The sequence below is a fragment of the Streptomyces sp. NPDC048434 genome (assembly GCF_043200375.1).
GTDB lineage: Bacteria > Actinomycetota > Actinomycetes > Streptomycetales > Streptomycetaceae > Streptomyces.
Genome location: NZ_JBICXQ010000013.1, coordinates 58,541 through 83,941, shown reverse-complemented (window position 1 = coordinate 83,941; position 25,401 = coordinate 58,541). Strand labels below are relative to the sequence as shown.

The window sequence follows — 25,401 nt, the reverse complement described above, 5'->3', positions numbered from 1 at the left end:
CAATGGCGGTCGCCCCGTCGCCTCAAGTGGGCAACTTTACTTCTCGGCTGTGTCGACAGCCCAATCAGGTAGGTCACAAGTACGTGATAGGGAGATGAGCATGACTGGCACCGACTACCGCGCAGCGGATTCCCGCTACGACTCGATGAAGTACCGGAGAACGGGTCGCAGTGGACTCAAACTCCCCGCCATCTCCCTTGGACTCTGGCACAACTTCGGGGATGACCGCACCCTGAGCTCCCAGCGGGACATCCTGCGCCGCGCCTTCGACCTGGGCGTGACCCACTTCGATCTGGCCAACAACTACGGCCCGCCACCCGGGTCCGCCGAGCTGAACTTCGGAAAGATCTTCGCGCAGGACTTCCGCGGCTACCGCGACGAGATGATTCTCTCGACGAAGGCCGGATATCTGATGCACCCCGGCCCCTACGGAGAATGGGGTTCGCGGAAATATCTCCTCTCGTCGTTGGATGCCTCACTGAAGCGGATGGGCGTCGATTACGTCGATATCTTTTACTCGCACCGCTTCGATCCGGACACCCCGCTGGAGGAGACGATGGGCGCGCTGGCGTCCGCCGTCCAGCAGGGCAAGGCCCTGTATGCCGGGGTTTCCTCCTACAACGCCGACCAGACCCGTGAAGCGGCCGGAATCTTGCGCGGTATGGGGGTACCCGCACTGATCCACCAGCCCTCGTACTCGATGATCAACCGCTGGACCGAGGACGATCTGCTGCTGGACACCCTCGAAGCCGAGGGCATGGGCTGCATCTCTTTCGCACCACTTGCGCAGGGCATGCTCACGGACAAGTACCTGCACGGGATCCCCGAGGGCTCGCGCGCCTCCCAGGGCAAGTCCCTGGACCCGGACCTGCTGTCCGACGAGGTCGTACGCCGCCTCCGCGGCCTCAACGACATCGCGGCCCGCCGCGGCCAGTCGCTGGCCCAGCTCGCCCTGGGCTGGGTGCTCCGCGACGAGCGGATGACCTCCGCCCTGATCGGCGCCAGCAGCGTCGCCCAGCTGGAGGCCAATATCGCCGCCCTCGACGCCCCCGGGATCACGGACGCCGAGCTGGCCGAGATCGACGAGTTCGCGAAGACGACGGACGGCGTGAACATCTGGGCGCGGCGGTAGCGCCCGGCCCGGCGGAACGGGCCGAACGCCGTCACCGGGGTGTGCCGTGCGGCCGGGGTTCCTGCGCTCCCCCGGGGTGCCCGGCGCTCTCCACGGGTGACGGCGTCGCCGGTGCACGGACCGGCCGGTGCACCGAACAAAAAGCGGGCCGGTCCGTGGGGGGGATACGGACCGGCCCGAGGGGGGGTTTCCACCATAACCCCGCGGGAGGGATGCTTCGCGCACCGGCGCGCGCGACGGCGTGGCGCCGGCCCAGGAGGGGGCCGGGGCCGGGGGCAGGGCACGCGGAGGAAATCGGTCCGTACGGCCGCGGGTCCCGTGGAGGAGACCCGTCCGCTACGGCCGCCTCCCGTGGAGGAGACCCGTCCCCTACGGCTGCAGGGCCCGCGGTCAGGCGGTCGCGGCGGCGCCCAGGAGCAGCCCGCAGAACGCCCCGAGGATCATGAAGGGCCCCAGGGGCATCGCCGTGCTCCGTGCGTCGCGCCGGACGATCATCAGCCCCGCACCGTAGAGCGCACCGATCAGCACCCCCGCCGCACCGCCGGTGACGAGGGTGCGCCAGCCGTACCACCCCAGGGCGACGCCCAGCCCGACCGCCAGCTTGACGTCGCCCAGCCCGATCCCGCGCGGGTTGACGACATAGAGCAGGAGGTAGCCCGCGCCCAGGAACAGGCCGCCCAGCAGTGCCCGCCGCCACGCCCCGGCCTCCCCCGTGAGCCAGCCGACGGACCCCAGCAGCGCCGCCGCCGCCACGGCGAGCGGCAGCGTCAGCTCGTCCGGGAGGCGCCGCACCCGCCAGTCGACGGCCACCAGCAGCACCGCGACCGGCGTCATCACCAGCCAGGCGACGAGTTCCAGCCGTGGCCCGGTGGCGGTCGCCAGGGCCGCACAGGCCAGCGCGGTGGCCGCCGCCGTCGGCAGCACTCCCGGCCCGTAGGCCCCGCAGTCGGGGCAGTGCCCCCGCCCCAGCCAGCCCCGCGCCACCCCCGTGATCGCATGCCCCCCGGGACAGGCCGCGCGCCACGGCTCCTCGGGCCCGACGGCCATCCGGTGGGCGGGCCGCGGTATGAACAGCCCGGCCGCGGTCCCGTAGACGGCGGCGAGAACCATCAGCATCACTGACACGTGCCGACCTTAGAGCCTGTCCGGTTCCGGGGTCGGGACGGAACCGGGGCAGGGGCGGAACCGGCAGGCGGGAGCTGATAGAACGCTGTGCATGGCGCGTTGGGAGAACGGCCCGGGGATTCTGCACGGCGCGAATGCCGGCATTCCGGTGGAGATCGCGGCGTCCTACCGCGCCCGCACCCGCGGACTGCTGGGCCGCGAGGGCATCGAGGGGGCGCTGTTGCTGACCCCGGCGAGCAGTGTGCATACCTTCCGGATGCGGTTTGCGATCGATGTCGCCTATCTGAGCCGGGACTTCACCGTGCTGGCCGTACGCACCATGCGTCCGGGCCGGCTGGGGCTCCCCCGCCTCCGGGCCCGGCACGTCCTGGAGGCGGAGGCCGGTGCGATGGCGCGCTGGGGCCTGCGCCCCGGCCTTCGGCTCGGTCTCGACCCGGCCCGCTGACGGGCCGGGCACGGCGTGCTGCCACGCCCGGGAGGCGGGCTACACCGCCGCATACGCGGGGCGGTCGACGGCGGGCGCGCCGCCCCGCTCCGTCCGCCGCAGGAGGCGACCGGTCCCGCTCGGGGCGGCCCCGGCTGCGCCCGCGGTCACGAGGTGCGCGGGAAGCTGACCTCGACCCGGCGGTTCTTCTTGCGGCCCGCCTCGGTGCTGTTGTCGGAGATCGGGTACTGCTCGCCGTAGCCGCGGATCTGGAAGCTGACGGACGAGCCGAGGTCCTTGGCCAGCTCCTGTTGGACGGCGTTGGCCCGCTTCTTGGACAGGACCAGGCCGTGGCTCGCCGAACCGAGATTGTCGGTGAAGCCGAAGACCCGGAGGCGGGTGGCGTTCTGCTTCTTGATCTCCGTCGCGATGGTGCCGATGCGCGACAGCGCGTCCGACGACAGCTTGGCGCTGTCCTTGTCGAACAGGACCTCCGCCTGGAGCGAGAAGGTCACATTGTCGTTGGTGTCCTGGCGGCGCTCGGAGCCGTCGTCGGTCTCGACGATGGACTTGATGTTGAGGACCTTGGAGCCGGCGAGCTTGGCGCCCTGGACCATCCGCAGATCGGGGTCGTTCGGGTCGATGTGCACCGGGGGGCTGGAGTCCTCGGTCAGACCCGGCGGATCGGCATGGGCGGCGGGGACCGTCAGCGCCGCGGTCAGCAGCAGGGCGACGGCGGCGGTGAGGGCCGTACGGGGCGCGCGGCGTCCTCGGGGCATCTGGGTCGCGGTCATCGGTACCCGCTCAATCCGTGATCTGCACGCTGGCCGGGGGCATGGTCGGCAATTGGAAGTCGACCTGGGTCACCTTGGCCGGCGGCGCCGGGAACTGCGCGAAGATCGGGCGGCTGGCTCCCGGCATCAGACCGCTGAGGCCGGTGGTGCACAGGCATTCGCCATTGGTGTCGCGCAGCACCAAATACCGTTTCTTGCCCGCCTTGTCGACGAGGGTGGCTCCGGAGATGGAGGAACGGGACCGCAGCTCGGTCTCGTTGGAGCGCCAGTCGATCGCGTTGAAGGCGCGGTTGCCGTGGTTGGACACCGTGCCGTTGACGGTGACGAAGCCACCGGAGTCACGGACGACGGAGTGCAGGGTGACCACCACGCCGTCCGGCCCCTTCATCTCCCCGATCACCTTGTCGGAGTCGGCCGCCGGGCTGCCGGGGCCGCTGCCCTTGGGGGCGGTGCTGCGGGCCGGCGGCTTGTTGCCGTCCGACCCCTTCGCGCCGCCGTCGCCACCACCACAGCCGGCCACGACGAGAGCCAGGCCGACAGCGCTCGCCATGGCGACCGCTCCCCTGGCGGCCTTCGTGGTGCGCCGAATGCTCATTGGATGCGATTCCTTTGATCGTCGTCTGGTCGTCTCGGAGTGCGGGTCGGGGGGTGTGGGGGTGGCCGGTCAATGGGCGAGGCGTACGGAGAAGAGGTCGGCGGCGTCGGGGAGATGCTGGAGGTGGTCGGGGTCGAGCGTCCAGCGCTTGCCGTCGCAGGTGATCTCGATGGGCCCGGGGCCGTCCTTGCCCTTGCCGTCCTTGCCGGCCTTGCCCTTTTCCTCGCCCTTGGTGTCCGGCTCGGCCGTGCCGTCCTTGGCGGGATCGAGCGTGCAGCGGGGCGCGACGACGGACTTCGCCTCGGCCTTCCCATGGGTGCTCTTGGTGATCGGGATGACCGAATTGCCCACGGTGTTACGGGTGGTGACCGCGACGGCGAACGAGGTGGGCCAGGAGTCCGGGGTGCAGCCGGCACCGGAGCCGGAGCCGGAGAGCCCGGCGCCGTTCCGCTCGGCGAACCAGCCCGCGCTCTCGCAGGCCGCTCCGGACGGGGCGCCGCGCCCGTTCAGCAGGTCCTTCCAGACGGTCGGGTTGCTCTCGTAGCTGCCGTCGCGGAGGCCGTCGAGAATGCCCTTGGTCAGCAGGTCGCGGTACTTCTGGCCGGCGGCGAGCGCGGCCGCGTCGGCGGCGGTCTGGGCGCCGTTGCGGGTGGCCGCGGCCTGCCCGACGGCGAAGAAGGCGAGCGCGAGAAAGAGCAGGCCCCCGACCGCCACGATGTAGAGCGGGAAGGCCTGCCCGGCGTCGCGCCGGCGGCGCATGACGGTGACCGGCACGACAGTGGCGGCAGCGGCGGGGCCTAAATACCGACGACGTCGGAGATCTTGTTGGCGATGGCGTTCGCGATCTGGCTGCCGAAGTCCGTGGTCGACAGGACCAGGACGATCGCCACGACCACCGCGATGATGCCGAGGTACTCGATCGAGGTCTGTCCTCGGTCGTTCCCCAAAATACGCTTCGCCATCGTCTTCCCCTCCATGGGCGGCCGTACCGCTCTGGTCCGGCTGGTCTGTCCCCGTGGTGCCGGCGCGTTCGACCGCGCTCACGACACGAGAAAAGTACGCCGGAACAGCGTGCCCGGAACAGGGATTCCGTACCCAATCCTCTTTTGGGATCACGGACGGCGGGCCCAACGGCGCATTTCGGCCACTCAGTCGCACCCCACCCACCCCCGCTCCCCCTCCGGAACCATGCCCCGTTCCGCTGCCCATGTGGACCGGGCGGCCCGTCCGCACCATAGTGCGAGCGAAACCGTCCGCCCACCCACTGTGACACAACTCGTTGCTCTTGCGAAGGAGTTGACGAGAAGCCAGCGGTGGAGCGCACTCATCCGGCCGGGTGCGGGCCACGGCCGCCGAGCGCCTACGCCAGGCCCGAACAGTCGTTGCCACCAGCCGGATCGGGAGCGTACAGGGTCCACACCACGAAGGCCTCGAAGAGCAGTGGCAGCACGCCCAGAACCAGGAAAACCATGGCCGCCCCGGAGGCCCGGGACGCCGCCGGCGCCCAGCCGCGCCGGAGTGCGCCCCGGTGCAGCGCGGCGTACAGCAGCGGGGCGGCGAGGCCGGCACAGAGGCCCGCCCACCCGAAGATGTGCATCCGCAAGGACGGCCCGAAATAGTGACAGTCGTGGAAGGTGTCGGTGGAGAAGGCGGTGGAGAGGAAGGAAAGGGCCCCGCCGAGGAGCACCAGCGCGGGGACGCCGAGCCCGGCCCAGCGGCGCCAGGCGGCCGGGGGCGGGGCGGTGGCCCGGGTCTGTGGCACGGTTCACCTCCCCATCAGCGAGCCGAAGTTGGTCCCCGAGCCAAGGAAGAACCCGGCGATGAGCAGGATCATCGTGGCCGGAACCATAAAGGTGGTGACGACCATGGTGGCCTTGGGGACCGCGCGGGCGGCGCGGCGCCGGGCGTTCTGGGCGTCGGTGCGGCGCATGTCGTTGGCGATCTGGATCAGGGTCTCGACGATCGGAGAGCCGAGTTCCTCGCCCTGCTGGAGGGCGGTGACGAACTGGGCGACCTGTTCGGAGTCGTTGCGTTTGCGTAGCTCCTCGAAGGCCGCGCGGCGGCTGACCCCCATGTCCATCTGCCGCAGCGTGATGCGGAGTTCATCGGCCCAGGGCCCCTCGTACTTCTCCGCGACCCGGTCCAGTGCCTGACGGAAGCTCAGGCCCGCGCTGACCACGACCGCCAGCACGTCCAGAAAGTCCGGAAGGGTGCGTTCGATGGTGTCCTTGCGCTGGCGGATCGCGGCCCAGATACCGACCTCGGTCCAGAAGAGGCCGAAGAGCACCATCAGGACGCCCAGCAGCGGCTGGCCGCGCAGGAACATCACCAGCGCGCCGAAGAAACCGAGGGCCCCGTAGACGGCGCGCCGGGCGGCGTACCGGTCGACGGTCAGCCCGCCGGGATTGCCGGCCAGGTCGATCCGCCGACGGACCCGGGCGGTGCGCTTGTCGCCCATCAGCCGCAGCACCAGCGGCGCGTAGCGCATCCCGGTGCGGTCCACCGCCGAACCGACCACCGTGGTGCGCGTCGCCCCGACCTCCAGGGACAGCGCCAGGTCGGGCGGCAGCCGTGCCTCACGGCGGTAGAGCGCGATACCGCAGCAGATGCCGGCGACCGAGAGGGCGAAGGCCGCGGCCAGCAGAATTCCGATTCCCATTCCTGTTCCCCTGGAGATACCGATGCCGGTGCCGGTATCTAGACGTCGATCTTGGACAGCCGGCGGATGAAGAAGAACCCGAGCCCGTAGAGGGCGAAGGCCACCACGACCGCGAGCTGGCCGAGGAAGGAGGACGTCATCCGGTCGATGGCGCCCGGGGCGATCCGGTTCATCAGCAGCAGGGTGCCGATGCCGAGCAGCGGGACGACATAGGCGGTGACGACGACCTGCGAGAGCTGGGTGCGGACCTCCCGGCGGGTCTCCTTGCGCTCCTCCAGGGTCTTGGTGAGGTTGCGCAGCGAGCCGACGACCGTGCCGCCGGCGCGGTTGGAGAGCACCAAGGTGGTGACGAGTACGACGAGTTCGCGGGACGGGAGGCGTTCGGCCAGCTCGCCGAGCGCCTCGTCAATGGAGTGGCCGACGGCGAGCTTGTCGGAGACCTTGGCCAGCTCCTCACCGGCCGGGGCCTCCAGCTCCTCGGCCGCCATGCCCAGCGCCGTCCGCAGGGCGAGCCCGGCCTGGGTGGCGTTGGCGAGGATCCGGGAGAGTTCGGGCAGCTGGTTGATGAACTTCTCGATGCGCTTCTGCCGCTGCCAGTTGAGGAAGGCGAACGCCGCCCAGACGGCGACCAGCGCGGCGATCGGGCCGAAGAACGGGGCGAGGGTGGCCTGCGCGATCAGCCACAGCGCGAGCACCGCGCCAAGCATGTAGACGAAGAATTCGCCGGGGGTGACATCCAGGCCGGTGGCCGCCAGCCGCAGTTCCAGGCGGCGGCCGAAGCGGGTGCCGCGCAGGGTGCGGTCGACGGACGGGAAGCGGCGCCGTCGTCCGTCGGCCGGCAGCCGGCGCTCGTCGTCGAGCCGGTCGACGACGGCCTGCCGCTGGGCGCGCCCGGCCGCGTACGTCCGCACGCCGGCGATCGCGAGCACCCCGCACAGCAGGGTGGCCCCGATGGCGAGCAGGGCGAGGTGGTTCCCGCCGGTCATGAGGTGGCCTTCCGGGTGGCGAGTTGGGCGTCATCGGTGGCGACGCCGAAGGCGGGCGGGGTGGGCTCGCTCGCCATGAAGAGGCGTTCGGCGACCCGGCGCGGCAGCGGGAAGTAGCGGAACCGCCCGTGCACGATGCGGTCGGCGCCCATCGGTTCGGCGTCGAAGCGGCAGACCGTCGCGATCCGGTAGTCCTCGTGGCCGCGCGAGTCGAGGATGGCGATCTCGCTGATCCGGCGGGAGCCGTCGGCGTGCCGGGTGAGCTGGACGATGCAGTCGACGGCGCTGTTGATCTGGTCCCGCAGCGCCTCGAAGGGGATCTTGACGTCCGACATGGAGGCCAGGGTCTGCAGCCGCATCAGGGCGTCCTCGGCACTGTTGGCGTGGACGGTGGCGAGCGAACCGTCGTGGCCGGTCGACATCGCCTGGAGCATGTCGAGGGTCTCCCCGCCGCGCACCTCGCCGACGATGATGCGGTCGGGGCGCATCCGCAGGGAGTTGCGTACGAGGTCGCGAATGGTGATCCGGCCCTTGCCCTCCACATTGGGCGGCCGGGACTCCAGCCGGATGACATGGCTCTGCTGGAGCTGGAGTTCGGCGGCGTCCTCGACGGTGATGATCCGCTCCCCGTCCGGGATCAGGCCGGACAGCGCGTTGAGGAGCGTGGTCTTGCCCGCGCCCGTGGCGCCGGAGACCACCACGTTGAACTTGGCCCGCACCAGCCCCGCCAGCATCATCAGCATCTGCTCGTCGAGCGTGCCCATGCCGATGAGTTCGGCGAGGGTGTAGGCGCGCGGGAAGCGGCGGATGGTGAGGGTGGCGCCGTTCAGCGCGAGCGGCGGGATGATGACGTTGACGCGCTCGCCGGACGGCAGCCGGGCGTCGACCATCGGATTGGACTCATCGACCCGTCGGTTGACGGTCGAGACGATCCGCTCGATGGTCTGCATCAATTGCTCGTGCGAGGCGAAGCGCACGGGCAGCAGCTCGACCCGGCCGGCCCGCTCGACATACACCTGGTCCGGGCCGTTGACCATGATCTCGGTGATCGAGGCGTCTTCGAGCAGCGGCTCCAGCACCCCGAGGCCGAGCGCCTCGTCCACCACCCGGCGGATGAGCTGGGCGCGTTCGGCGGTGGAGAGCACCGGCCCCTCACGGCTGATGATGTGGCCCAGGACGCGCTCCAGCCGCCCGCGGCGCTCGGCCGCCGCCAGCGAGGACATCTCGGCGAGGTCGATCTCTTCGAGCAGTTTGGCGCGGTAGACGGCGACCATGTTGCTGTCCTGGCGCGCCTCACCGGCCGGCTCGGGTGCGACGATCCGGGCTTTCAGGCTCATCGCGGGGGTGCTCCTTCGTACGGGTGCGCTGCCCGGAGGCCCAGGGCGCCGGGATTCTGCGGGCGGGGCATGGTGGCGCTGCGGGAGGCGGTGCCGAAGTCGTCGATGCCGGGCAGCAGCGAGGGGATGGTGACGCGTACGGTCGCGCGGACCGCGTCGCCCCCGCCGCCGTCCACCAGGACCTTCGCGCCGCGCGAGACCCAGCCGGTCATCGCCGCCCGCCCGGCGGCCTCCGGGCCGGTCGTACGGTCGGCCTCGTCCATCGAGGCGGTACGGGCCGCGGCGCGCGCTCCCGTACCGGCCTGCTGGACGGCGAACGCCGCCAGTCCGAGCTGGACCACGGCCAGCCCGATGACCAGCAGGATCGGCAGGAAGCCGAGGAATTCGACGGATACGGTGCCCCGGTCGCGGCCGTGGCCGCGGAGCCGGGCGGGCAGACGTACGGCGCTCACCGGGGGACCTCCTTCGCGGCGCCGGCCGAGCCCTTCGCCGACCACGGGAAGCTGCCCGCGCCGGGGAAGAGCACCGGGACCTCGATCTGGACCGTCGCCTTCCACACGCCTGCTTCGGGGCGGCAGGCGATGGTGGCACCGCCGCGCCAGGAGCTGGGCAGTTCGTCCTCGGCGGCGGACCGGCAGGCGCCGGAACCGCCGCCTTCCGTCGCGGTGCCGGCCCGTGCACCCCGGTCGGCGGCGTGGGCGGCGAGCGCATAGGCGTAGCCGACCAGCACCAGCTGCCACAGCAGCGCCAGGACCAGCAGGATCAGCGGGAGCAGCCCCATGAACTCCACGGCGACCTGCCCCCGGTCGTTGCCGCCCAGTGGGCGCCGCACCGCTCAGCCCTCCTCGTACGGACCGGCCGGATCGAACGGGCCCGAGCCGCCGGCCGCCGCCGCGGAGCCGCGCCGCGCCCCGAACCGGATGCCGGACCCTGCCCCGGAGGCCGACCCCGATGCCGGACCCTGGCCTGCCCCGGAACCGGGAGCCGCCCCCGGCGTTATGGCCTTGCGCCTGCGCCCGGTCAGCGTCGGGCGGGCCCGATGGCTGCCCCGGCCCTGCCGCACGGCCGGTGACTCGACCAGGCCGAGTTCGCCCGCCAGCGCCCACAGTGCCTGCCGCACCGTCGACCGTCCGTCGAGATCCTGCATCCGGCCGGCGTCGACACAGGGCTGGAGCTCCTTGAAGGCGGCGGGCACATGGGTCCTGGCGACCTGGGTGCCGGTGGCCTTCGCGACCAGCGGCGGCTGGATCTCGGTGTTACGGGTGAGGCGGTTGACCACCGTCGTGGTGTCCTCCGCCTGACGGATCTGCAGCCGGTCCCACAGCCGTACCTGCCGCTTGGCGGCCCGTACGGCCACCACGTCCGGGGTCGTCACCAGCAGTGCCACATCGGCGAGTTCGACGGCCGCGGCGTTGGCGGACTGCATCTGGGAGCCGCAGTCGACCAGCACCACTTCGTAGCGGGAGCGCAGCGCGCCGATGATCTGGCGGGCCGCCCGGTCGTCGACCTCCTCGCCGCGCTCCCCCTCCTCGGGCGCCAGCAGCAGCCCGAGACCCGTGTGGTGGTCGTGCACCGCGTCCTGGAGGACCCGTACGGAGATGTCCTGAATGCCCGCCAGGTCGACGATCGAGCGGCGGAACTGGACGTCCAGGTAGGAGGCCACATCGCCGGACTGCAGATCCAGGTCCACCAGCGCGACACTTCGGCCCGCGGCCCGTGCGGCCAGTGCCAGCTGCACGGCGGTGACGGTGGTGCCGACCCCGCCCTTGGCGCCGGTCACGGTCACCAGGGTGCCGGTCGGCCCGGGGACCGCCTCCGGGCTGCCCCCCAGGTGTACCCGTACGCCCGCCGACCACTGGGCGGCGGCCTGCACCCGGGCGGCCAACTCGTCGTAGCCGAGCGGCAGTCCGACGATGCCACGGGCACCGGCGTCCATCGCCGCGGAGAACAACGCGGGCCCGGCGTCGGTGGTGATCAGTACGACGCCGACGGCGGGGAAGCGCAGCGCCACCTCGCGGATCAGCTCCAGCGCCGGCGTCGGACCGATCCGCTCATGGACGAGCACGACCTCGGGGAGCGCCTCGACGGCGGACGGCGGACCGGCCGCGGGCGGGGCGCCGGCTGAAGACCCGCCGGCTCCCTGGGCGGCGGCGCCGGCCAGCGCGTTGAGCAGCGCGGTGGAGTCGGCGACGGGGGGCGCGGGCTCGGCGTCCGGCAGCTGGTTGAGCAGCGAGGACACCGCTCGCGCGGCGTCCGGGTCGCCGATCGCCGGGAGGATACGGATGGTCACCTGAGCCTCCGGGTCACTTGTCGCCGTCGAGGGTGTAGGTGCGCTGGCCGGGCGGGATGGTGGCCTCGCTGCCGGGGGCGAGCAGGGCGAGCCGTACGTGCGAGGCGAAGGACTCGGCGTACGCGACCCGTTGGGCGTCCTGGGTGTTCAGCGCGAAGGTGATCGGGACGGCGTCACCGGCCTGCCGGCCTGCGGTGGTGGTGTCGCCGGGGTCCTTGGCCTCCAGCGGCGTCAGCTTGCCGACGTCGATCACCTGGGCGCCGGAGACGATGACCTTGGAGACCGGTTTGTCCTCGGGGCGCTTGCCCTCGAAGGTGGCGTAGATGTTCACCCGGGCACCGGGGTTGATCTTGCCGGCCACGCCGGTTGCCGCGTCGATCATGATGGCGATCTCCTGCTGGCCCGCCTTCAGCGCGGGCCGCTCGACGATCATGTCGTCCTGCAACAGCGACCCCTTCTTCAACGGAGTCACCGCGATCCTGCCGCTGACCTTGTCCAGGTCGGTCACGGCGGTGGGCGGCAGCCACCGCTGCGGCATCTTCACCTTCTCGAACTGCCCAGGATCCAGCGCTTTATAGGCCGCGACATCCGTCTTCAGCCGGTAGGCCGTCTTTTCGGGACCGACCTTGGACTCGACGTTCTTGATCACCGACAGTACGCCGACGAACGCGCCGACCGCACAGAGAACCGACAGGAGCAGCAGGATCACTCCGCGGCGCTGGCGTGAGTTCATGGGGGAGGGACCTCGATCGGGACGGGGAGAAGACGGGCGGACAGGGGGCGGGCGGGCGCCGGACGGGGACGGGCCGGCGGCGGCTGACGTGGTCGGCCGGAGGGGGCGGGGGCGCGGGCGGCCCGGGTGGGCTCAGCGCACGCGGGCCACCGTCCGCGGGGTGCCGGGGGCCTCCGGCCCACCGGGCAGGTCCGGGTATCCGGGGTGCTCCGGGTGGCCGGCGAAGTCGGGGTGACCGGGCAGTTCCCAGTGCCCGGGGGCACGGGGGCCGTCGGATGCGTAGGGGTTCCCCGGTACCGGACGTCCGGACCCGTACGGGTTCCCTGACGCTGCCGGGCAGCCCGCCGCCGGATCCGGCCCGCGGACGTCCAACTGCCCCGGTTCACCGGGCCCGTCTCCGCGTACGCCCGCCACGTCCGGCACGCCGAGCACACCGGCCACACCGGGAGGTGCCACCGGCGAGAGGCCGCGCTCGCTCCAGGGCGAGGGAGGCGGTTCGCCCCACGGCGAGGCGGGCGGTTCGGCCGGCCGCGCCGAGGGAGGTGCGGGCTCGCCCGGCCCTCCGGAGGCCGGCGGCAGTTCGGGAGCGGGACCCGGGGCCGGCGCGGACGTCGGCGGATGCGGAGGGGCGGGGGGAGCGGCGGCAGCGGGGGAGGAAGGAGCCACGGTCGGCGAAGGGGCGGGAGCGGGAGACGGCGCAGGAGCGGAAGGCAGCGCAGGGGCCGAAGCCGCCGACGGTGCGGCAGAAGGGGCGTGCGCGGTGGCGGTGCCCGGCCCGGGTTCCGGCCCCGCTATGGCCGCCGGCCCCTGCCCCGAGCCGCCACCCCCCGCCGCCCGTTCCCTCGACAGCGGCGCCGCGCAGAACGCACAGTGATCGCCCAGGAGTTCCAGTCCGCACCAGCCGCACGCCTCGCGCCGTACGGAGGCCACCAGCTGGTGAAGGACCGACACATCCGGTATGGCCGCCGCGAATTCGATCACCTTCTGGGTTCCCCACCACCGGGCGGACTCGGCGGGCAGCCGGGCCTCGTACACGCCCTGCACCCGCCAGGCCGGAGCGAGCGCCCCGGTCACCCACTCGGAGGTGAGCTGGCCGCTGGCGACCGCGAGCTGGGTGGCGAACCCGGGCGCGGGCAGCCCGGCCTCGGTGCTGTGCCGGTCCAGGTGAAGCAGCCGCGGCTCGGGGTGGGCCAGCACGGCGAAGTGCGCGCCGGGCAGCCAGGACTTCACATGGGACCGCAGGTCGACCTCGATCCGGTCCAGGCCGCTGACGCTGCCCAGCAGGGCGCCGGCGTGAATGTAGTGGGGCAGCAGCCGCGCGGCGCTGGCCAGCACACCGGGGCTGAAGTCGCACAGCGACAACTGCCGCAGCTGGCGGGCCAGTAACGCCACGCCCAGCGGCGGCAGGGACAACGGCACGATGGCGATCCGGTCGCTCTCCAGGACGGCGCGCAGGGTGTGCAGCCGGCGGACGTGTTCCGGCGGGCAGGCCGAGGAGTACAGCACGATGAGGTGGCCGTGGTGCTCCAGGACGGCGCTGGTCTCCGTCAGGGCGTCGTCCAGCGGCTGGAGATGCGGGGCCTGCAGAACGACGGCGGCGGGGGTCTGCCGGTCGGTCGCGGGCATCGCGAGGTCCGGGCTGGTGACGGCAATCGCGGTCGGCACGTCGCTCCCCCACTCCCTCCGGCCGCCGGGGGCCCCGGGACCGCGGATCGGCACAGCTCTGCGCCATAGGCGCCATACGTTCAGCACTTTATCCACAGAGATACGTCCCAGAGAACACGTTCTGGGCTACTCGTCATGACCATCACCCCGTAGGGAAAGGGCGCATACCGCCCGAGCGGCCTTCAGGGGAACATCCGCTTCCGGCAAGACTCTTGACAGGATCAATGGTCTGGACCACGTTGTACCGCACGCGCAGGGGCCCCTGAATCGCGCATCCGCACCACTCCCCCTCTCCTTCCCCCCACACGGAGGCAGTCGTGGTTCGCGCACGATCAGGCACGTCGAAAACCAGGCTGACGGCAAGACTCCTGGCCGCACTGGCCGCTGCGGCACTGACCTCGGCCGGCATCCTCGCGGCCGGCACCGCCCACGCCACCGGGGACCACCCCCGGCCCGCCCCCGCCGCACACACCGCGGCCGTTCCCGCGCACGCCGTCACCGGCTACTGGCAGAACTTCAACAACGGTGCCACGGTGCAGAAACTGAAGGACGTCGACGACGCCTACGACATCATCGCGGTCTCGTTCGCCGAAGCGACCGGCACGCCCGGCGCCGTCGCCTTCCACCTCGACCCGGCCGTCGGCTACGGCTCCACCGACGAATTCAAGGCAGACATCAAGGCGAAGCAGGCGGCCGGAAAGTCGGTGATCCTCTCCGTCGGCGGCGAAAAGGGCGCGGTGTCCGTCAGCGACGACACCTCCGCCAAGAACTTCGCCGACTCCCTGAACGGCCTGATGGACGAATACGGCTTCAACGGCGTCGACATCGACCTGGAGAACGGCCTCAACTCCACCTATATGACACAGGCGCTCAAGGCCGTACACGCCCGGCACGGCGACGTCGTGGTGACCATGGCGCCGCAGACCATCGATATGCAGTCACCGCAGAACGAGTACTTCAAGACAGCGCTCGGCATCAAGGACTTTCTGACCGCCGTCAATATGCAGTACTACAACAGCGGTTCGATGAACGGCTGTGACGGCAAGGTCTACTCCCAGGGCTCGGTCGACTTCCTGACCTCGCTCGCCTGTATCCAGCTGGCAGGCGGGCTCGACCCGTCCCAGGTCGGCATCGGCGTGCCGGCTTCCGCGAGCGCGGCCGGCAGCGGGTATGTCGCCCCGTCCGTCGTCAACGCCGCCCTGGACTGCCTCACCCAGGGCACCAGCTGCGGCTCCTTCAAGCCGTCCAAGACCTACCCGGGCCTGCGCGGCGCGATGACCTGGTCCACCAACTGGGATGCCGCCAACGGCAATGAGTTCGCACACCAGGTGGGCGCGCACGTCCACGGCCTCCCGTAACGGCACCACGGCACCGGCGCTCCGGCGCCACCCCCCACACACCGCCAGGTCCCGCGCACCCCGTGCACGGGACCTGGCGTCGCGCTTCGCGTCAGATCACCTTCGAGTGGCCGCCGGCTTCGGCAGCGCACACCCGGCCGCGCTCAGATCCAGCTTGTTGCCGACACCGAAGCACTTCGGTATCCCGTACGTCTCCTCGGCGTAGTTGGTGCCCTTGTGCACCGTGACATTGCCGTTCTCGTCGACCTCGCACGGGTTGTTGACGGTGCACTTCTCGCCGTCCTCGTTGCCCGTGTTGTTGATGGCCGCGACCTTGCCGGTGGCGGTGTCGACCACCGGCGATCCGGACGTGCCGCCGATCGTCTGGCACTGCGGGGTGTAGCGGACCGAGTCCTTCCAGGTCCAGTCGCCCTCCTTGAGGGTGGGCACGAACCCGTCGATGTTGCAGGAGTAGATCTTCTTCCAGTAGCCGGAGACGACACTGATGGCCCCGCCCTTGACCGGGTGGTCGGTGGCCAGCTCCAGCGGCTTGATCCCGTACTTCTGCTCGATCTGGGCGTAGGTCGACGAGGTCTCGTAGAGCGAGACATCGGTGTCGGTCATCGTGGCGTACGCGATCTTGGTGGCCTTGATCGTGCCCGCCCGGCCGGCCGACTTGTCGAGCAGGGTGAAGCTCCGGCTGGACGGCTGGTCGACGATGACCTCGCCGGCGCCGGGCATACCGCTTTCCAGACAGTGGCCGTTGGACATCACCAGGGCCGGGTCGTTCGGCTGCGAGGTGGGCATCCGGACGACCGATCCGGAGCAGTTGCTCAGCGCGACGGTGCCGGCGAAGTCCACCGCCTTGGTCTTGTGGTGCTTGAGGTGCTGCGCGCCGATCGGTGCCGCGTGGGCCGTTCCGACGGTGCCCACCAGGGCTGCGGCTCCCAGCACGGCCGTGGCCAGGGTGCCGACGAGAGGTCTGTTCATGTGGGGGTCCTCTCAGCTTATGTCACCGAAGTTCCTTCAGGTGCCTTCGGTTTTGTCGTGCGCATTGTTGGCGCCACAGGCCCATGAGGCAATCAATTTCCTGGAAACGATGGGAAGTTGCCGGGTTCACCCCGGCCATGGGGGTCCCGTCGGCGGTCCCACATCTGGCCGTCCGACGCCTTGACCCGGTCATGCCAATGCGCCAAAACTGACGCCGTCGCTTCGCCTCACACCCCACAGGAGACCGCATGCGACCACGTATCCGCGGCGGACGCAGAACCATCCTCGCCGCCCTCCTCTCCCTCGCGCTCGCCGCCCCGATCGCCGCCGCCCAGGCACAGGACGCCCCCTCCGGCGAACCCGCCGCCGGCACCGCGGCGAGCACCGAACTCCCCCATCAGTACGAGGTGACGGGCCCCGCCACCCCCGCACAGCGCACCGCCCTCACCGCGACCGGCGCCACCATCGACGAGGTCCACGCGCGAGCGGTCGTCATCACGGCGAACCGCGCCCAGGCCGACGCCGCCCGCCGACTCGGCTACGTCCTGCGCAGGTTGCCCGACCCGCCGGCCACCGGGCCCGTCTCACCCGGCACCCGGGTCAAGGACTTCCCCGCCGGCTACACGAAGTACCACACCTACGACGAGGCCACGAAGGAGATCGACGCCCTCGTCGCCAAGTACCCCGCCCTCCTCAGCAAGCAGGTCATCGGCACCTCCCACGAGGGCCGGGCCCTCCTCGCGCTCAAGCTCAGCAAGAACGTCACCCAGGACGAGGCGGAGCCCGAGGTCCTCTTCACCGCCCACCAGCACGCCAGGGAACACCTCACCGTCGAGATGGCCCTCTATCTCCTCAACGAGTTCACCTCGAAGTACGGGACCGACTCCCGCATCACCAAGATGCTCGACTCCCGTGAGATCTGGATCATCCCGGACCTGAATCCGGACGGCGGCGCCTATGACATCGCCTCCGGCTCGTTCCGCAGCTGGCGCAAGAACCGCCAGCCCAACGCCGGATCCAGCAGCGTCGGCACCGACCTCAACCGCAACTGGGACTTCAAGTGGGGCTGCTGCGGCGGCTCTTCGTCCAGCCCCTCCTCCGAGACCTACCGCGGCCCGTCCGCCGCCTCCGCCCCCGAGGTCCAGGTCGTCTCGAAATTCGTCCACAGCCGCATCGTCGGCGGCAAGCAGCAGATCAAGGCCGCCATCGACTTCCACACCTACAGCGAACTGGTCCTGTGGCCCTTCGGTTTCACCGACGACGACACCGGCCCCGGCATGACCCAGGACGACCACGACGCCTTCGCCACCATCGGCAAGAACATGGCCGCCAGCAACGGCTACACCCCCGAGCAGTCCAGCGAGCTGTACATCACCGACGGCGCGATCGACGACTGGCTGTGGGGCGACCAGAAGGTGTTCGCCTACACCTTCGAGATGTACCCGTCCTCTTCCGGCTCCGGCGGCTTCTACCCGCGTGACACGGTCATCCCGAAGGAGACCTCCCGTAACCGCGATGCGGTGCTCCAGCTCCTGGAGATCGCCGACTGTCCTTACCGCGCGATCGGAAAGGAAGCGCAGTACTGCAGCGGCAGTTGACGCAGCACTGTTGAGACGAGGGGCGGGCCGCGTCCACCACGACGCGACCCGCCGCGCCCCAGACGGTCATGGGCACCCGCCCCTAGAGCAGGTGGTCGGCCTTGCCGGCCTTTATCTCACGGATGAGCGTGCGGAGGGCTTCGCGGGTGTCGCTCACATAGGCGCCCTCGGCGCCTGCTACGGCGATGTAGGCGTTGCCGTCGTCGTCGGTGCCGAGGCGGAAGCACGCCGAGCCCTCAGCGCAGAACGGCTCTTCCCAGCGGATGTCAGCCATGGCATGCCCCTCACAGTTGACGCACGATGATCTGGATGAAGTCGCGCGAACGTTCGGGAGAGAGGCTAACCCGTTCCATTCCGTCCACCTGGGACCGGTACCGGGTCAACTGCGCCTCCAGGTGGCAGAACTCCGGCCCATGCGTGCTGTCAACCTGCACGGCATCCAGTTGCGGCACCACACCTTCCGCATAGATCACGGTCTGTCCGGCACCCGGAAACTCTCCGGCCTCGAAGGGGATGACGCGCAAGGTCACGTTGTCGCGCTCGGACATGGCGAGCAGGTGCTTCAACTGGGCGAGGGCGATCGCCCGACCACCGAACTGCATCCGCAGGGCGGCCTCATGGATGATGCCGATGTATTCGCACGGGTCCTCGCCGTCCAGCACTTGCCGGCGTTCCATCCGGTGGGCAACCCGCAGCGCAATCTCGTGTTCCGGCATGGGAGGGACGCCCACGCGAAAGATCGTGGTGGCGTGGTCGCTGGTCTGCAGCAGGCCCGGGATGTGCACCGTGTGCGCGGTGCGCATGCGTACGGCGTGCCACTCGAACTCGGCGATATCCAGCAGCCCGGCAGGGAGACTGCCGCGGTACTTCTCCCACCAGCCTCGGCTGGATTGGGTCATGGCCGCCAGCGCATCGACATACTTCTCATCGCGGCAGGCACAGTTGCAGGCCAGAGTGCGTAGCCGCTCCGGGCTGATGGGGCGCAGCCCCGCCTCCATATTGGAGAGCCTGCTCCGGTCGATGCCCAACAGCCCGGCGGCGTACTCGGCGGACATGCCTGCCGTCGTCCGCAGCTTCCGGAGTTCGGCGCCCAGTCGCTGCTGGCGTTCGGTCGGCGTTGTCCTCTGCGCCATGAAGTTCCTTCCGACTTCGAGATGTTGAGAAGTCTGCCGTCTGACGGGCTAGAGGAACTACCAAAGGTCAGAAAACTCCTGACCGAGTGGCAAATTTAACCCCCCTGCCCTACAGTCAGTAACGCAACGCTTACGCTCCACACAGCCGGAAGCGCATCGCGCGAGCCTGCCCGCATCCTCCTGCCCTGGGAGGGCGGGCCGCGCCAGGGAGACAGGCCACCGGCTGCCGTGCCATCAACCCGCCCTTTCCTACAGGGAGTTGCCATGCCCGCAGCCGTGACCGTCTGCCCGCACCCCCTCGACGTTCGCACACCGCGCGTGCCGGAAACCCTGGCCTACAGCCTCACTCTTCCCGCCGCGCTCGCCAGTCCGGCCGTCGCGCGCTCTGCCGCCCGTACGATCCTGGAAGCGCACGGCCTGTACGACGTGACCGCCGCCGCGATTCAAGTGATCGGCGAACTCGCCGCCTGCGCTTGTCTGTTCACACCGTCCGACAGCGTCTACCTGTCGCTCCGCTATCGCGACGACGCGCTGCGCATCAGCCTTTACGACGGGCACCCGCGCCATGCCCACCGCCGCCTCGCGGCGGCCTGCGACGGCAGGCGTCGGTCGCTGCTCTTGCTGCTGGCCTGCGTGATGCAGGCCTGCGAGGGCGAGTGGGGATTCGGGGAGTCGCCGGAGCCGAGCGACGGGACGCGGATGTGGGCCGTACTGCCGCGCGAAGGGGCGCGGGTGTACGGGCACGCGGCCTGACGCCGATGGGACGCCCGGTGCCGGGCGCCCCATCGGCGTACGGAGGGAGGAGACGGGAAGCCTCCACCGGCGCTACACGGCCAGGCTCACCAGCGCCGCCACCGCGAACCCGGCGACCGAGAGCACCGATTCCAGCACGGTCCAGGACTTGAGCGTGTCGCGCTCCGTGATCCCGAAGTACTTGCTCACCATCCAGAACCCCCCGTCATTCACATGCGAAGCGAAGATCGACCCGGCCGAGATCGCCATGATGATCAGCGCCAGATGGGCCTGCGACATGCCCTGGCCCTCGACGAGGGGGACGACGATGCCGGCCGTGGTGACGATGGCGACCGTGGCCGAGCCCTGGGCGACGCGCAGGACGAGGGAGAGGAGATAGGCGAGGACGATGACGGGGAGGCCGACGTTGTGGAAGGTGTCGGAGAGGGCCGTGGCCACACCGCTGCCCTTGAGGACGGCGCCGAAGATCCCGCCGGCGCCGACGACCAGGATGATGTTGCCGACCGGCTTGAGCGAGGCGGTGGAGACCGTCTCCAGGGACTTGCGGGACCAGCCGCGGCGGATGCCCAGCAGGTAGTACGACATCAGCAGGGCGATCGTCAGGGCGACGAAGGGGTGGCCGAAGAACTCGATCACCGACCGGCCGGTCGAGGGGGCCAGGGCGATGGAGGAGAAGGTCGCCAGGAGGATGAGGACCAGCGGGGTGCCGATGATGGTGAGGACGGTGCCCAGGGAGACCGGTGTCTCGTGCGGCTTGACGCCGGCCGCGTCCTTCTCCGCGGTGACCGCGGCCTTGGCCTCCTCCGCGGCCTCGACCATGTCCTGCGGGACGGCGACGAAGAGCCGCTTGCCGATCCAGGCCGCGTAGCCCCAGGCGGCGAGCACCGCCGGGATTCCGCAGATGATGCCCATGAGGATGATCCAGCCGAGGTCGACCTTGAAGAGGCCGGCGGCGGCGACCGGGCCGGGGTGCGGCGGCAGGAAGGCGTGGGTCATGGACAGACCGGCGAGCAGCGGCATGCAGTAGAGCAGGATCGACTTGCCGCTGCGCTTGGCGGCGGCGTAGACGATCGGCGCGAGGACGAAGATGCCGACGTCGAAGAAGACCGGGATGCCGAAGATCAGGCCGGTCAGGCCCATGGCGAGCGGTTCGCGCTTCTCGCCGAAGAGGCGGAGCAGCCGGGAGCTCAATACCTCGGCCCCGCCGGAGACTTCGAGGATCGCGCCGAGCATGGTGCCCAGGCCGATGATGATGGCGACATGCCCGAGGATGCCGCCCATACCGGTCTCGATCATCGAGACGGCGTCGGATTTCTGGACCGTGCCGAAGAGTTCGGTGACGGAGAGCCCGGCGGCCAGGCCCACCGCGATGGAGACCGTCAGCAGCGCGACGAACGGCTGCAGCCGGACCTTGATGATCAGGACGAGGAGCAGGGCGATGCCCAGGGCGGCGACCGTGAGAAGCCCCGCGGTGCCCGGTATCAGGGCGAGCAGTCCACCGGTGTGGGGTGGTGGTGGCGGGGTGGCGGGCGTGGCAGCAAGGAACATGGGGTGACTCCGTTGTCAGGCAGGGGCGGGCCCCGGGAGGTCCGGGTGGTCCCCTGGAAGGCATCTCCAGGCAGGGGGATCCGCGGCACGGCACCCCATCGGTACGGGGCGCCGTGCCGTGCGGCGAACAGTGCGCTCGATGGCGCTAACGGCAGGCGGGGCAAGGGGTTTGTGCCTCAGCTCAGGACCGCGAGGGCGTCGATCTCGATGAGCAGGCCCTTGGGCAGACCGACGTAGACGGTCGTACGGGCCGAGGGTGCCTCCTTGAGGCCCTGCTCCTCGAAGTAGGCGTTGTAGATCTCGTTCATCTCGGCGAAGTGATCCACGTCGGTGAGGTAGACGCGCATCATCATGACGTCGTCCCAGCTCGCGCCGCCCTCTTCGAGGATGGCCCGGACGTTGGCGAGGGTCTGCAGGGTCTGCTCGCGCAGGGTGGGGCCGGCCGGGGTGGGGGCCTGGCCCTCGACCGCGGGGAGGAAGCCGACCTGGCCGGCGACCTGAAGGATGTTGCCCTTCTTGACGCCGTGGGAGAACTTCGCGGGCGGAGTGGTGTGGGTGGCCGGGGTGAGCGCGATCTTCTCGGTCATGGTGTTCAGGCTTCCTGTACGGGACCAGTGGTTACTGGGGAATTGCGGTTCCGGAGTACTCCCTGCTGATGGTGTCGGCGGTGCGGCGTACCAGCGGGAGCAGTGTGAGGAGTTCCTCGGCGGTGACGACGACATTCGGCGCGGAGACCGACATGGCGGCGACCACGCGCCCGTCCGTGCCGCGGATGGGGGCCGCGACGCAGTTGATGGACTCCTCGTGGCCACCGAGGTCGGTGGCCCAGCCCTGTTCGCGGACCTTGGCCAGTTCGGCGAGGAAGGCCGTGGCGTGGGGAGTCGAACGGGACGTGTAGAGGGGGTAGTCGAGCTTCTCCGCGAGGGCGCGGCGCTCGGGTTCGGGCAGATCGGCGAGGAGCAGCTTGGCGACCGCGGCGACGGTGATCGCGACGGGCTTGCCGATCCGGGAGTACATCCGGACCGGGTAGCGGCTCTCCACCTTGTCGATGTAGAGGACCTCGTTCTCCTCGTAGACCGCGAGGTGGACGGTGTGTCCGCAGGTCTCGTTGAGTGCGACGAGGTGGGGGTGGGCGATCTCGCGTACGTCGAGGTTTTCGACGGCCTGCTGGGCGAGGGCGAAGAGCCGGGTGCCGAGGCGGTAGCGCTGGTCGGACTGGCGGTAGACGAGGCCGTGTTCGTGGAGGGTGCGCAGCAGCCGGAGGGCCGTGGACTTGTGGACACCGAGCCGGTCGGCGACCTGTCCCAGGTCGGCGGGTCCCTCGGCGAGCAGCGGCAGGATGCTCAGCGCTCGGTCGACGGTCTGACTCATGCCGGAACCTCGCTTCGCTCGGCCCTGTCCTCGCCAGGGGTGCACCTCTCGATGGTTCTCTCGCATCGCTCGTTCACCGCGTACGTACCTCCTCGCCGGCCCTGCGGCCGGATGCTTCGGCTTCGGTCCAGCCGGGGCCGAGGTGCAGTCTCCCCCAGGCCGCGTCGTCGAGGTCCGCCAGGCGGTCGGCGTGCGCGCGGGCGGGCGGCGTCGCGAGATCGCCGGGGACGGTGAGGGCGGCGGCGGCCCACAGGTGGCCGTGCCGGATGCGGGTGCGGACGGGGAGGCCGCGGAGGGTGGCGGAGAGGAATCCGGCGGCGAAGGCGTCTCCGGCGCCGGTGGCTGCCACGAGGTCGACGTTCAGGGAGGGGACGAAGGTGGCGGTGCCGGCCGCGTCGTCGCGGCGCTCGCCGGTCGCGGTGGTGCGCTGGAACACGGTGGTTCCGGCCTTGCCCTGCTTGACGACCAGGACGTCCGGTTCCGGCAGCGCTTCGCTGATGGCGCGTGCGTCGTACAGGCCCCATGCGTCGCGGGCCTCGTCGTCGCCCACGAAGACGAGGTCCGCGCCCCGCGCCAGTTCGAGCAGCGCCCCTGCCCGGGCCCTGTCGCGCCACAGCCCCGGCCGGTAGTTGACGTCGAACGAGAGCAGCGGACGCCCCGGGCGGCGGGCGGTCAGCTCACGCATCAGGCCGAGGCAGTCCTCGGACAGCGCCGCCGTGATGCCGGACAGGTGCAGGACCCGGCCGGAGCGGATCGCGGGCAGGTCCATGTCCGCGGCCGTCATGGCGGAGGCGGCGGAACCGGCGCGGTAGTAGGCGACCTCGTGGGTGTCGGTGGCGCGGTCGCCGGCGGTGCGGAAGTAGATGCCGGTGGGGCGCAGCGGGTCGCGCCGGACGTGGCTGACATCGACGCCGCAGTCGGCGATGGCGGCCAGCAGGTGGTCGCCGAAGCCGTCGGCGCCGACCCGGGAGATCCAGCGTGCGCTGTGGCCGGTGCGCGCGAGGGTGCAGGCGACATTGGATTCGGCGCCGCCGATGGCGCGGTCGAAGGACGGTACGTCGGCGAGCCGGCCGGGCAGGTTCGGCAGGAAGGTGACCATGGACTCGCCGAGACAGACGACATCGACGTCCGGGACGGGTGTGCCGCCCGGGACGGGGGTGTCGCCGGTGTTCGAGGACCTGGTCACGATCGGTTCCGCTCCTTCGCTGTGGTGCGCGCCGGGGCCGGGTGCCGCACCGGGTTCCGGCCGGGTGCCGCATGGTGTTGCGGCCGTTTCCTGCCGCGTTTCCCACCATTGACCGGGCGATGGCTCGGATGTTAGACAGCGGTAAGCGATATGCGCAATGAGTGTTGCAGATGGTGCAACAAGATCTTTTGAGGAGGCCCCATGGCCGGCGAACGGCTCGCGCAGGGACTCGAGGAGCTCGCGGACGAGCGGGTCGACCACCGCTTCAAGGCGCTCCCCCCGGACGCCGAGGGCCGGACCGTCGGCCAGCTGGCCGCCGAGCGCCGCAACCTCTTCGGCGGTGGATTCACCACCCCCGTCCTCGCCCTCTCCGCCGAGTCGGTCGCCCACAACCTGGCGCTGATGGAGACCTACGCCGCCCGGCACGGCCTGGCCTTCGCCCCGCACGGCAAGACCTGCATGGCACCGCAGCTCTTCTCCCGCCAGCTGGAGCACGGCGCCTGGGGCATCACCGCCGCCGTCCCCCACCAGGCCCGCGTCTACCGCAGTTACGGCATCGAGCGGATCTTCCTGGCCAACGAGCTCGTGGACGCGGCCGCGCTGCACTGGCTCGCCGGTGAGCTCGCCGCCGACCCCGACTTCCGCTTCCTTTGCTACGTCGACTCGCTGCGCGGCATCGAGCTGATGGACACCGCGCTGCGCGAGGCCGGCGCCACCCGCCCCGTGGATGTCGTCGTCGAGCTCGGCGCCGGCGAGGGCGCCCGTACCGGCGTGCGTACCGAGGCCGAATGCCTCGAACTCGCCGATGCCCTCGCGGGTGTGGACACCCTCCGTCTGGTCGGCGTCGCCGGCTACGAGGGCGAGGTGCCCGACGCCACCCCCGAGCGGGTGACCGCCTGGCTGCGCCGACTGGTCGCACTGGCCGTGGAGTTCGACAAGGCGGGCCGGTTCACCGACCTCGAACAGATCGTCATCAGCGCCGGCGGCAGCGCCTGGTTCGATGCGGTGGCCGACGTCTTCGCCGAGATCCCCGAGCTGTCCGCCCCGGTCCTCAAGCTGCTGCGCTCGGGCGCCTATGTCTCGCACGACGACGGTCACTACCGCCACCTCACCCCGTTCAACCGTGTCCCGGAGGAGGGCGCGCTGCAGCCCGCCTTCCGTCTCTGGGCGCAGGTCGTCTCCCGCCCCACGCCCGAGCAGGCGTTCCTCAACGCGGGCAAGCGCGATGCGGCGTACGACCTGCATCTGCCGCAGGCCCAGGTCGTACGGTCCGGCCGGGACGGCACCCTGCGGCCGGCGGACGGCGTGACCGTCACCGGCCTGTCCGACCAGCACGCCTGGGTCAGCACCGAGCGGGCCGGCGACCTGGAGGTCGGTGACTGGGTCGGGCTGGGCCTGTCGCACCCCTGCACGTCCTTCGACAAGTGGCAGCTGATCCCGCTGGTCGAGCAGGACGGCACGGTCACCGATTTCATCCGCACCTTCTTCTAGGACCGGTCCGGCCCCGATCCGGAAGACACCGCCCGGGCCGTGATCCGAAAGAAACGGCCCCGGCCTGGAGGGCGTGGCTTGCCCGCTCTCCTCCCCGACCCCGGCGGTGCGCGCCGATCCCCCGCGGCGCGCGCCGCCGGTCCCCCGGCCCGAGCCCCTCGGGGCCCCGGGACACCGAGGCCCTGAGGGACCGGCTTCCCGAGGCCCCGGGCACGAAGCCCCGAAGAAGCCGAGGCCCCGAGTCCCCACGGCAC

At 70.8% G+C, this 25,401-nt stretch carries 27 protein-coding genes; 6 read left to right on the top strand and 21 right to left on the bottom strand.

Annotated elements, in window-relative coordinates; translation table 11 throughout:
* Positions 1 to 100 precede the first annotated feature (100 nt).
* Positions 101 to 1,132 (top strand): L-glyceraldehyde 3-phosphate reductase, encoded by a 1,032-nt coding sequence (gene mgrA, locus ACGFWI_RS17315; protein ID WP_393906797.1) that lies wholly within the window; start codon positions 101 to 103, stop codon positions 1,130 to 1,132.
* Positions 1,133 to 1,522: 390 nt separating this feature from the next.
* Here mgrA and ACGFWI_RS17310 read toward each other — a convergent pair whose 3' ends face one another.
* Positions 1,523 to 2,257 carry a prepilin peptidase gene (locus tag ACGFWI_RS17310; protein ID WP_393906796.1) on the bottom strand — a complete coding sequence of 245 codons (735 nt, stop codon included), beginning with the start codon at positions 2,255 to 2,257 and terminating at the stop codon, positions 1,523 to 1,525.
* Between the two features lie 91 nt (positions 2,258 to 2,348).
* On the opposite strand from ACGFWI_RS17310, the gene ACGFWI_RS17305 reads away from it, so the two are divergent.
* Positions 2,349 to 2,702 (top strand): DUF192 domain-containing protein, encoded by a 354-nt coding sequence (locus tag ACGFWI_RS17305; RefSeq protein ID WP_393906795.1) that lies wholly within the window; start codon positions 2,349 to 2,351, stop codon positions 2,700 to 2,702.
* Positions 2,703 to 2,848: 146 nt separating this feature from the next.
* Here ACGFWI_RS17305 and ACGFWI_RS17300 read toward each other — a convergent pair whose 3' ends face one another.
* From ACGFWI_RS17300 to ACGFWI_RS17240, 13 genes are all read right to left on the bottom strand, one after another.
* Positions 2,849 to 3,475, bottom strand: a complete 627-nt coding sequence (locus ACGFWI_RS17300) for an OmpA family protein (protein WP_393906794.1) — start codon at positions 3,473 to 3,475, stop codon at positions 2,849 to 2,851.
* Positions 3,476 to 3,485: 10 nt separating this feature from the next.
* Positions 3,486 to 4,070, bottom strand: a complete 585-nt coding sequence (locus ACGFWI_RS17295) for a hypothetical protein (protein ID WP_393906793.1) — start codon at positions 4,068 to 4,070, stop codon at positions 3,486 to 3,488.
* A gap of 69 nt (positions 4,071 to 4,139) precedes the next feature.
* Positions 4,140 to 4,829, bottom strand: coding sequence for a pilus assembly protein TadG-related protein (locus ACGFWI_RS17290; RefSeq protein WP_393906792.1), 690 nt, complete (start codon positions 4,827 to 4,829; stop codon positions 4,140 to 4,142).
* A 38-nt stretch (positions 4,830 to 4,867) separates the two neighbouring features.
* Entirely contained in the window at positions 4,868 to 5,032 is a 165-nt protein-coding gene (locus ACGFWI_RS17285) for a membrane protein (protein WP_018089307.1), read from the bottom strand.
* Between the two features lie 398 nt (positions 5,033 to 5,430).
* Complete coding sequence (locus ACGFWI_RS17280) at positions 5,431 to 5,832, bottom strand: hypothetical protein (protein WP_393906791.1); 402 nt, start codon at positions 5,830 to 5,832, stop codon at positions 5,431 to 5,433.
* A gap of 3 nt (positions 5,833 to 5,835) precedes the next feature.
* Positions 5,836 to 6,729, bottom strand: coding sequence for a DUF5936 domain-containing protein (locus ACGFWI_RS17275; RefSeq protein WP_393906790.1), 894 nt, complete (start codon positions 6,727 to 6,729; stop codon positions 5,836 to 5,838).
* 38 nt (positions 6,730 to 6,767) lie between these two features.
* Entirely contained in the window at positions 6,768 to 7,715 is a 948-nt protein-coding gene (locus ACGFWI_RS17270) for a type II secretion system F family protein (RefSeq protein ID WP_393906789.1), read from the bottom strand.
* Complete coding sequence (locus tag ACGFWI_RS17265) at positions 7,712 to 9,052, bottom strand: CpaF family protein (protein ID WP_393906788.1); 1,341 nt, start codon at positions 9,050 to 9,052, stop codon at positions 7,712 to 7,714. The genes ACGFWI_RS17270 and ACGFWI_RS17265 overlap by 4 nt, the downstream gene beginning before the upstream one ends.
* The gene (locus ACGFWI_RS17260) at positions 9,049 to 9,504 is read right to left on the bottom strand and encodes a TadE/TadG family type IV pilus assembly protein (RefSeq protein WP_393906787.1); all 456 of its coding nucleotides are present in this window, start codon (positions 9,502 to 9,504) and stop codon (positions 9,049 to 9,051) included. The genes ACGFWI_RS17265 and ACGFWI_RS17260 overlap by 4 nt, the downstream gene beginning before the upstream one ends.
* A complete protein-coding gene (locus tag ACGFWI_RS17255; RefSeq protein WP_393906786.1) occupies positions 9,501 to 9,884 on the bottom strand; it encodes a TadE/TadG family type IV pilus assembly protein in 384 nt (127 codons plus the stop codon). Before ACGFWI_RS17255 ends, ACGFWI_RS17260 begins: the two co-directional genes overlap by 4 nt.
* Positions 9,885 to 9,887: 3 nt before the next feature.
* Entirely contained in the window at positions 9,888 to 11,342 is a 1,455-nt protein-coding gene (locus tag ACGFWI_RS17250; protein ID WP_393906785.1) for a CpaE family protein, read from the bottom strand.
* A gap of 13 nt (positions 11,343 to 11,355) precedes the next feature.
* A complete protein-coding gene (cpaB, locus tag ACGFWI_RS17245) occupies positions 11,356 to 12,075 on the bottom strand; it encodes a Flp pilus assembly protein CpaB (RefSeq protein ID WP_393906784.1) in 720 nt (239 codons plus the stop codon).
* 132 nt (positions 12,076 to 12,207) lie between these two features.
* A complete protein-coding gene (locus tag ACGFWI_RS17240) occupies positions 12,208 to 13,740 on the bottom strand; it encodes a hypothetical protein (protein WP_393906783.1) in 1,533 nt (510 codons plus the stop codon).
* A gap of 317 nt (positions 13,741 to 14,057) precedes the next feature.
* Here ACGFWI_RS17240 and ACGFWI_RS17235 point away from each other — a divergent pair, with 317 nt between their 5' ends.
* Complete coding sequence (locus tag ACGFWI_RS17235) at positions 14,058 to 15,098, top strand: chitinase (protein ID WP_393906782.1); 1,041 nt, start codon at positions 14,058 to 14,060, stop codon at positions 15,096 to 15,098.
* A 96-nt stretch (positions 15,099 to 15,194) separates the two neighbouring features.
* On the opposite strand, the gene ACGFWI_RS17230 is transcribed toward ACGFWI_RS17235, so the two are convergent.
* Entirely contained in the window at positions 15,195 to 16,067 is an 873-nt protein-coding gene (locus ACGFWI_RS17230) for a serine protease (RefSeq protein ID WP_393906781.1), read from the bottom strand.
* Positions 16,068 to 16,315: 248 nt separating this feature from the next.
* Here ACGFWI_RS17230 and ACGFWI_RS17225 point away from each other — a divergent pair, with 248 nt between their 5' ends.
* Complete coding sequence (locus ACGFWI_RS17225) at positions 16,316 to 17,665, top strand: M14 family metallopeptidase (RefSeq protein ID WP_393906780.1); 1,350 nt, start codon at positions 16,316 to 16,318, stop codon at positions 17,663 to 17,665.
* A gap of 82 nt (positions 17,666 to 17,747) precedes the next feature.
* Here ACGFWI_RS17225 and ACGFWI_RS17220 read toward each other — a convergent pair whose 3' ends face one another.
* Together ACGFWI_RS17220 and ACGFWI_RS17215 are read right to left on the bottom strand one after the other, a co-directional pair.
* Entirely contained in the window at positions 17,748 to 17,939 is a 192-nt protein-coding gene (locus ACGFWI_RS17220) for a hypothetical protein (RefSeq protein ID WP_393906779.1), read from the bottom strand.
* A gap of 10 nt (positions 17,940 to 17,949) precedes the next feature.
* Complete coding sequence (locus tag ACGFWI_RS17215) at positions 17,950 to 18,798, bottom strand: helix-turn-helix domain-containing protein (RefSeq protein WP_393906778.1); 849 nt, start codon at positions 18,796 to 18,798, stop codon at positions 17,950 to 17,952.
* Positions 18,799 to 19,062: 264 nt separating this feature from the next.
* Here ACGFWI_RS17215 and ACGFWI_RS17210 point away from each other — a divergent pair, with 264 nt between their 5' ends.
* On the top strand, positions 19,063 to 19,551 hold the full coding sequence (locus ACGFWI_RS17210) for an ATP-binding protein (protein ID WP_393906777.1): 489 nt from the start codon (positions 19,063 to 19,065) through the stop codon (positions 19,549 to 19,551).
* A 72-nt stretch (positions 19,552 to 19,623) separates the two neighbouring features.
* Here the strand turns inward: ACGFWI_RS17210 and ACGFWI_RS17205 are convergent, their stop codons facing one another.
* The 4 genes from ACGFWI_RS17205 to ACGFWI_RS17190 all read right to left on the bottom strand — a co-directional run bounded on the left by ACGFWI_RS17205 (position 19,624) and on the right by ACGFWI_RS17190 (position 23,656).
* Entirely contained in the window at positions 19,624 to 21,099 is a 1,476-nt protein-coding gene (locus tag ACGFWI_RS17205) for a GntP family permease (RefSeq protein WP_393906776.1), read from the bottom strand.
* 176 nt (positions 21,100 to 21,275) lie between these two features.
* Positions 21,276 to 21,686 (bottom strand): RidA family protein, encoded by a 411-nt coding sequence (locus ACGFWI_RS17200; RefSeq protein WP_393906775.1) that lies wholly within the window; start codon positions 21,684 to 21,686, stop codon positions 21,276 to 21,278.
* Positions 21,687 to 21,717: 31 nt separating this feature from the next.
* On the bottom strand, positions 21,718 to 22,470 hold the full coding sequence (locus ACGFWI_RS17195) for an IclR family transcriptional regulator (RefSeq protein ID WP_393906774.1): 753 nt from the start codon (positions 22,468 to 22,470) through the stop codon (positions 21,718 to 21,720).
* Between the two features lie 73 nt (positions 22,471 to 22,543).
* Complete coding sequence (locus ACGFWI_RS17190; protein ID WP_393906773.1) at positions 22,544 to 23,656, bottom strand: sugar kinase; 1,113 nt, start codon at positions 23,654 to 23,656, stop codon at positions 22,544 to 22,546.
* 201 nt (positions 23,657 to 23,857) lie between these two features.
* Between ACGFWI_RS17190 and ACGFWI_RS17185 the strand changes: the two genes are divergently transcribed.
* On the top strand, positions 23,858 to 25,147 hold the full coding sequence (locus ACGFWI_RS17185) for an amino acid deaminase (protein ID WP_393906772.1): 1,290 nt from the start codon (positions 23,858 to 23,860) through the stop codon (positions 25,145 to 25,147).
* Positions 25,148 to 25,401 lie beyond the last annotated feature (254 nt).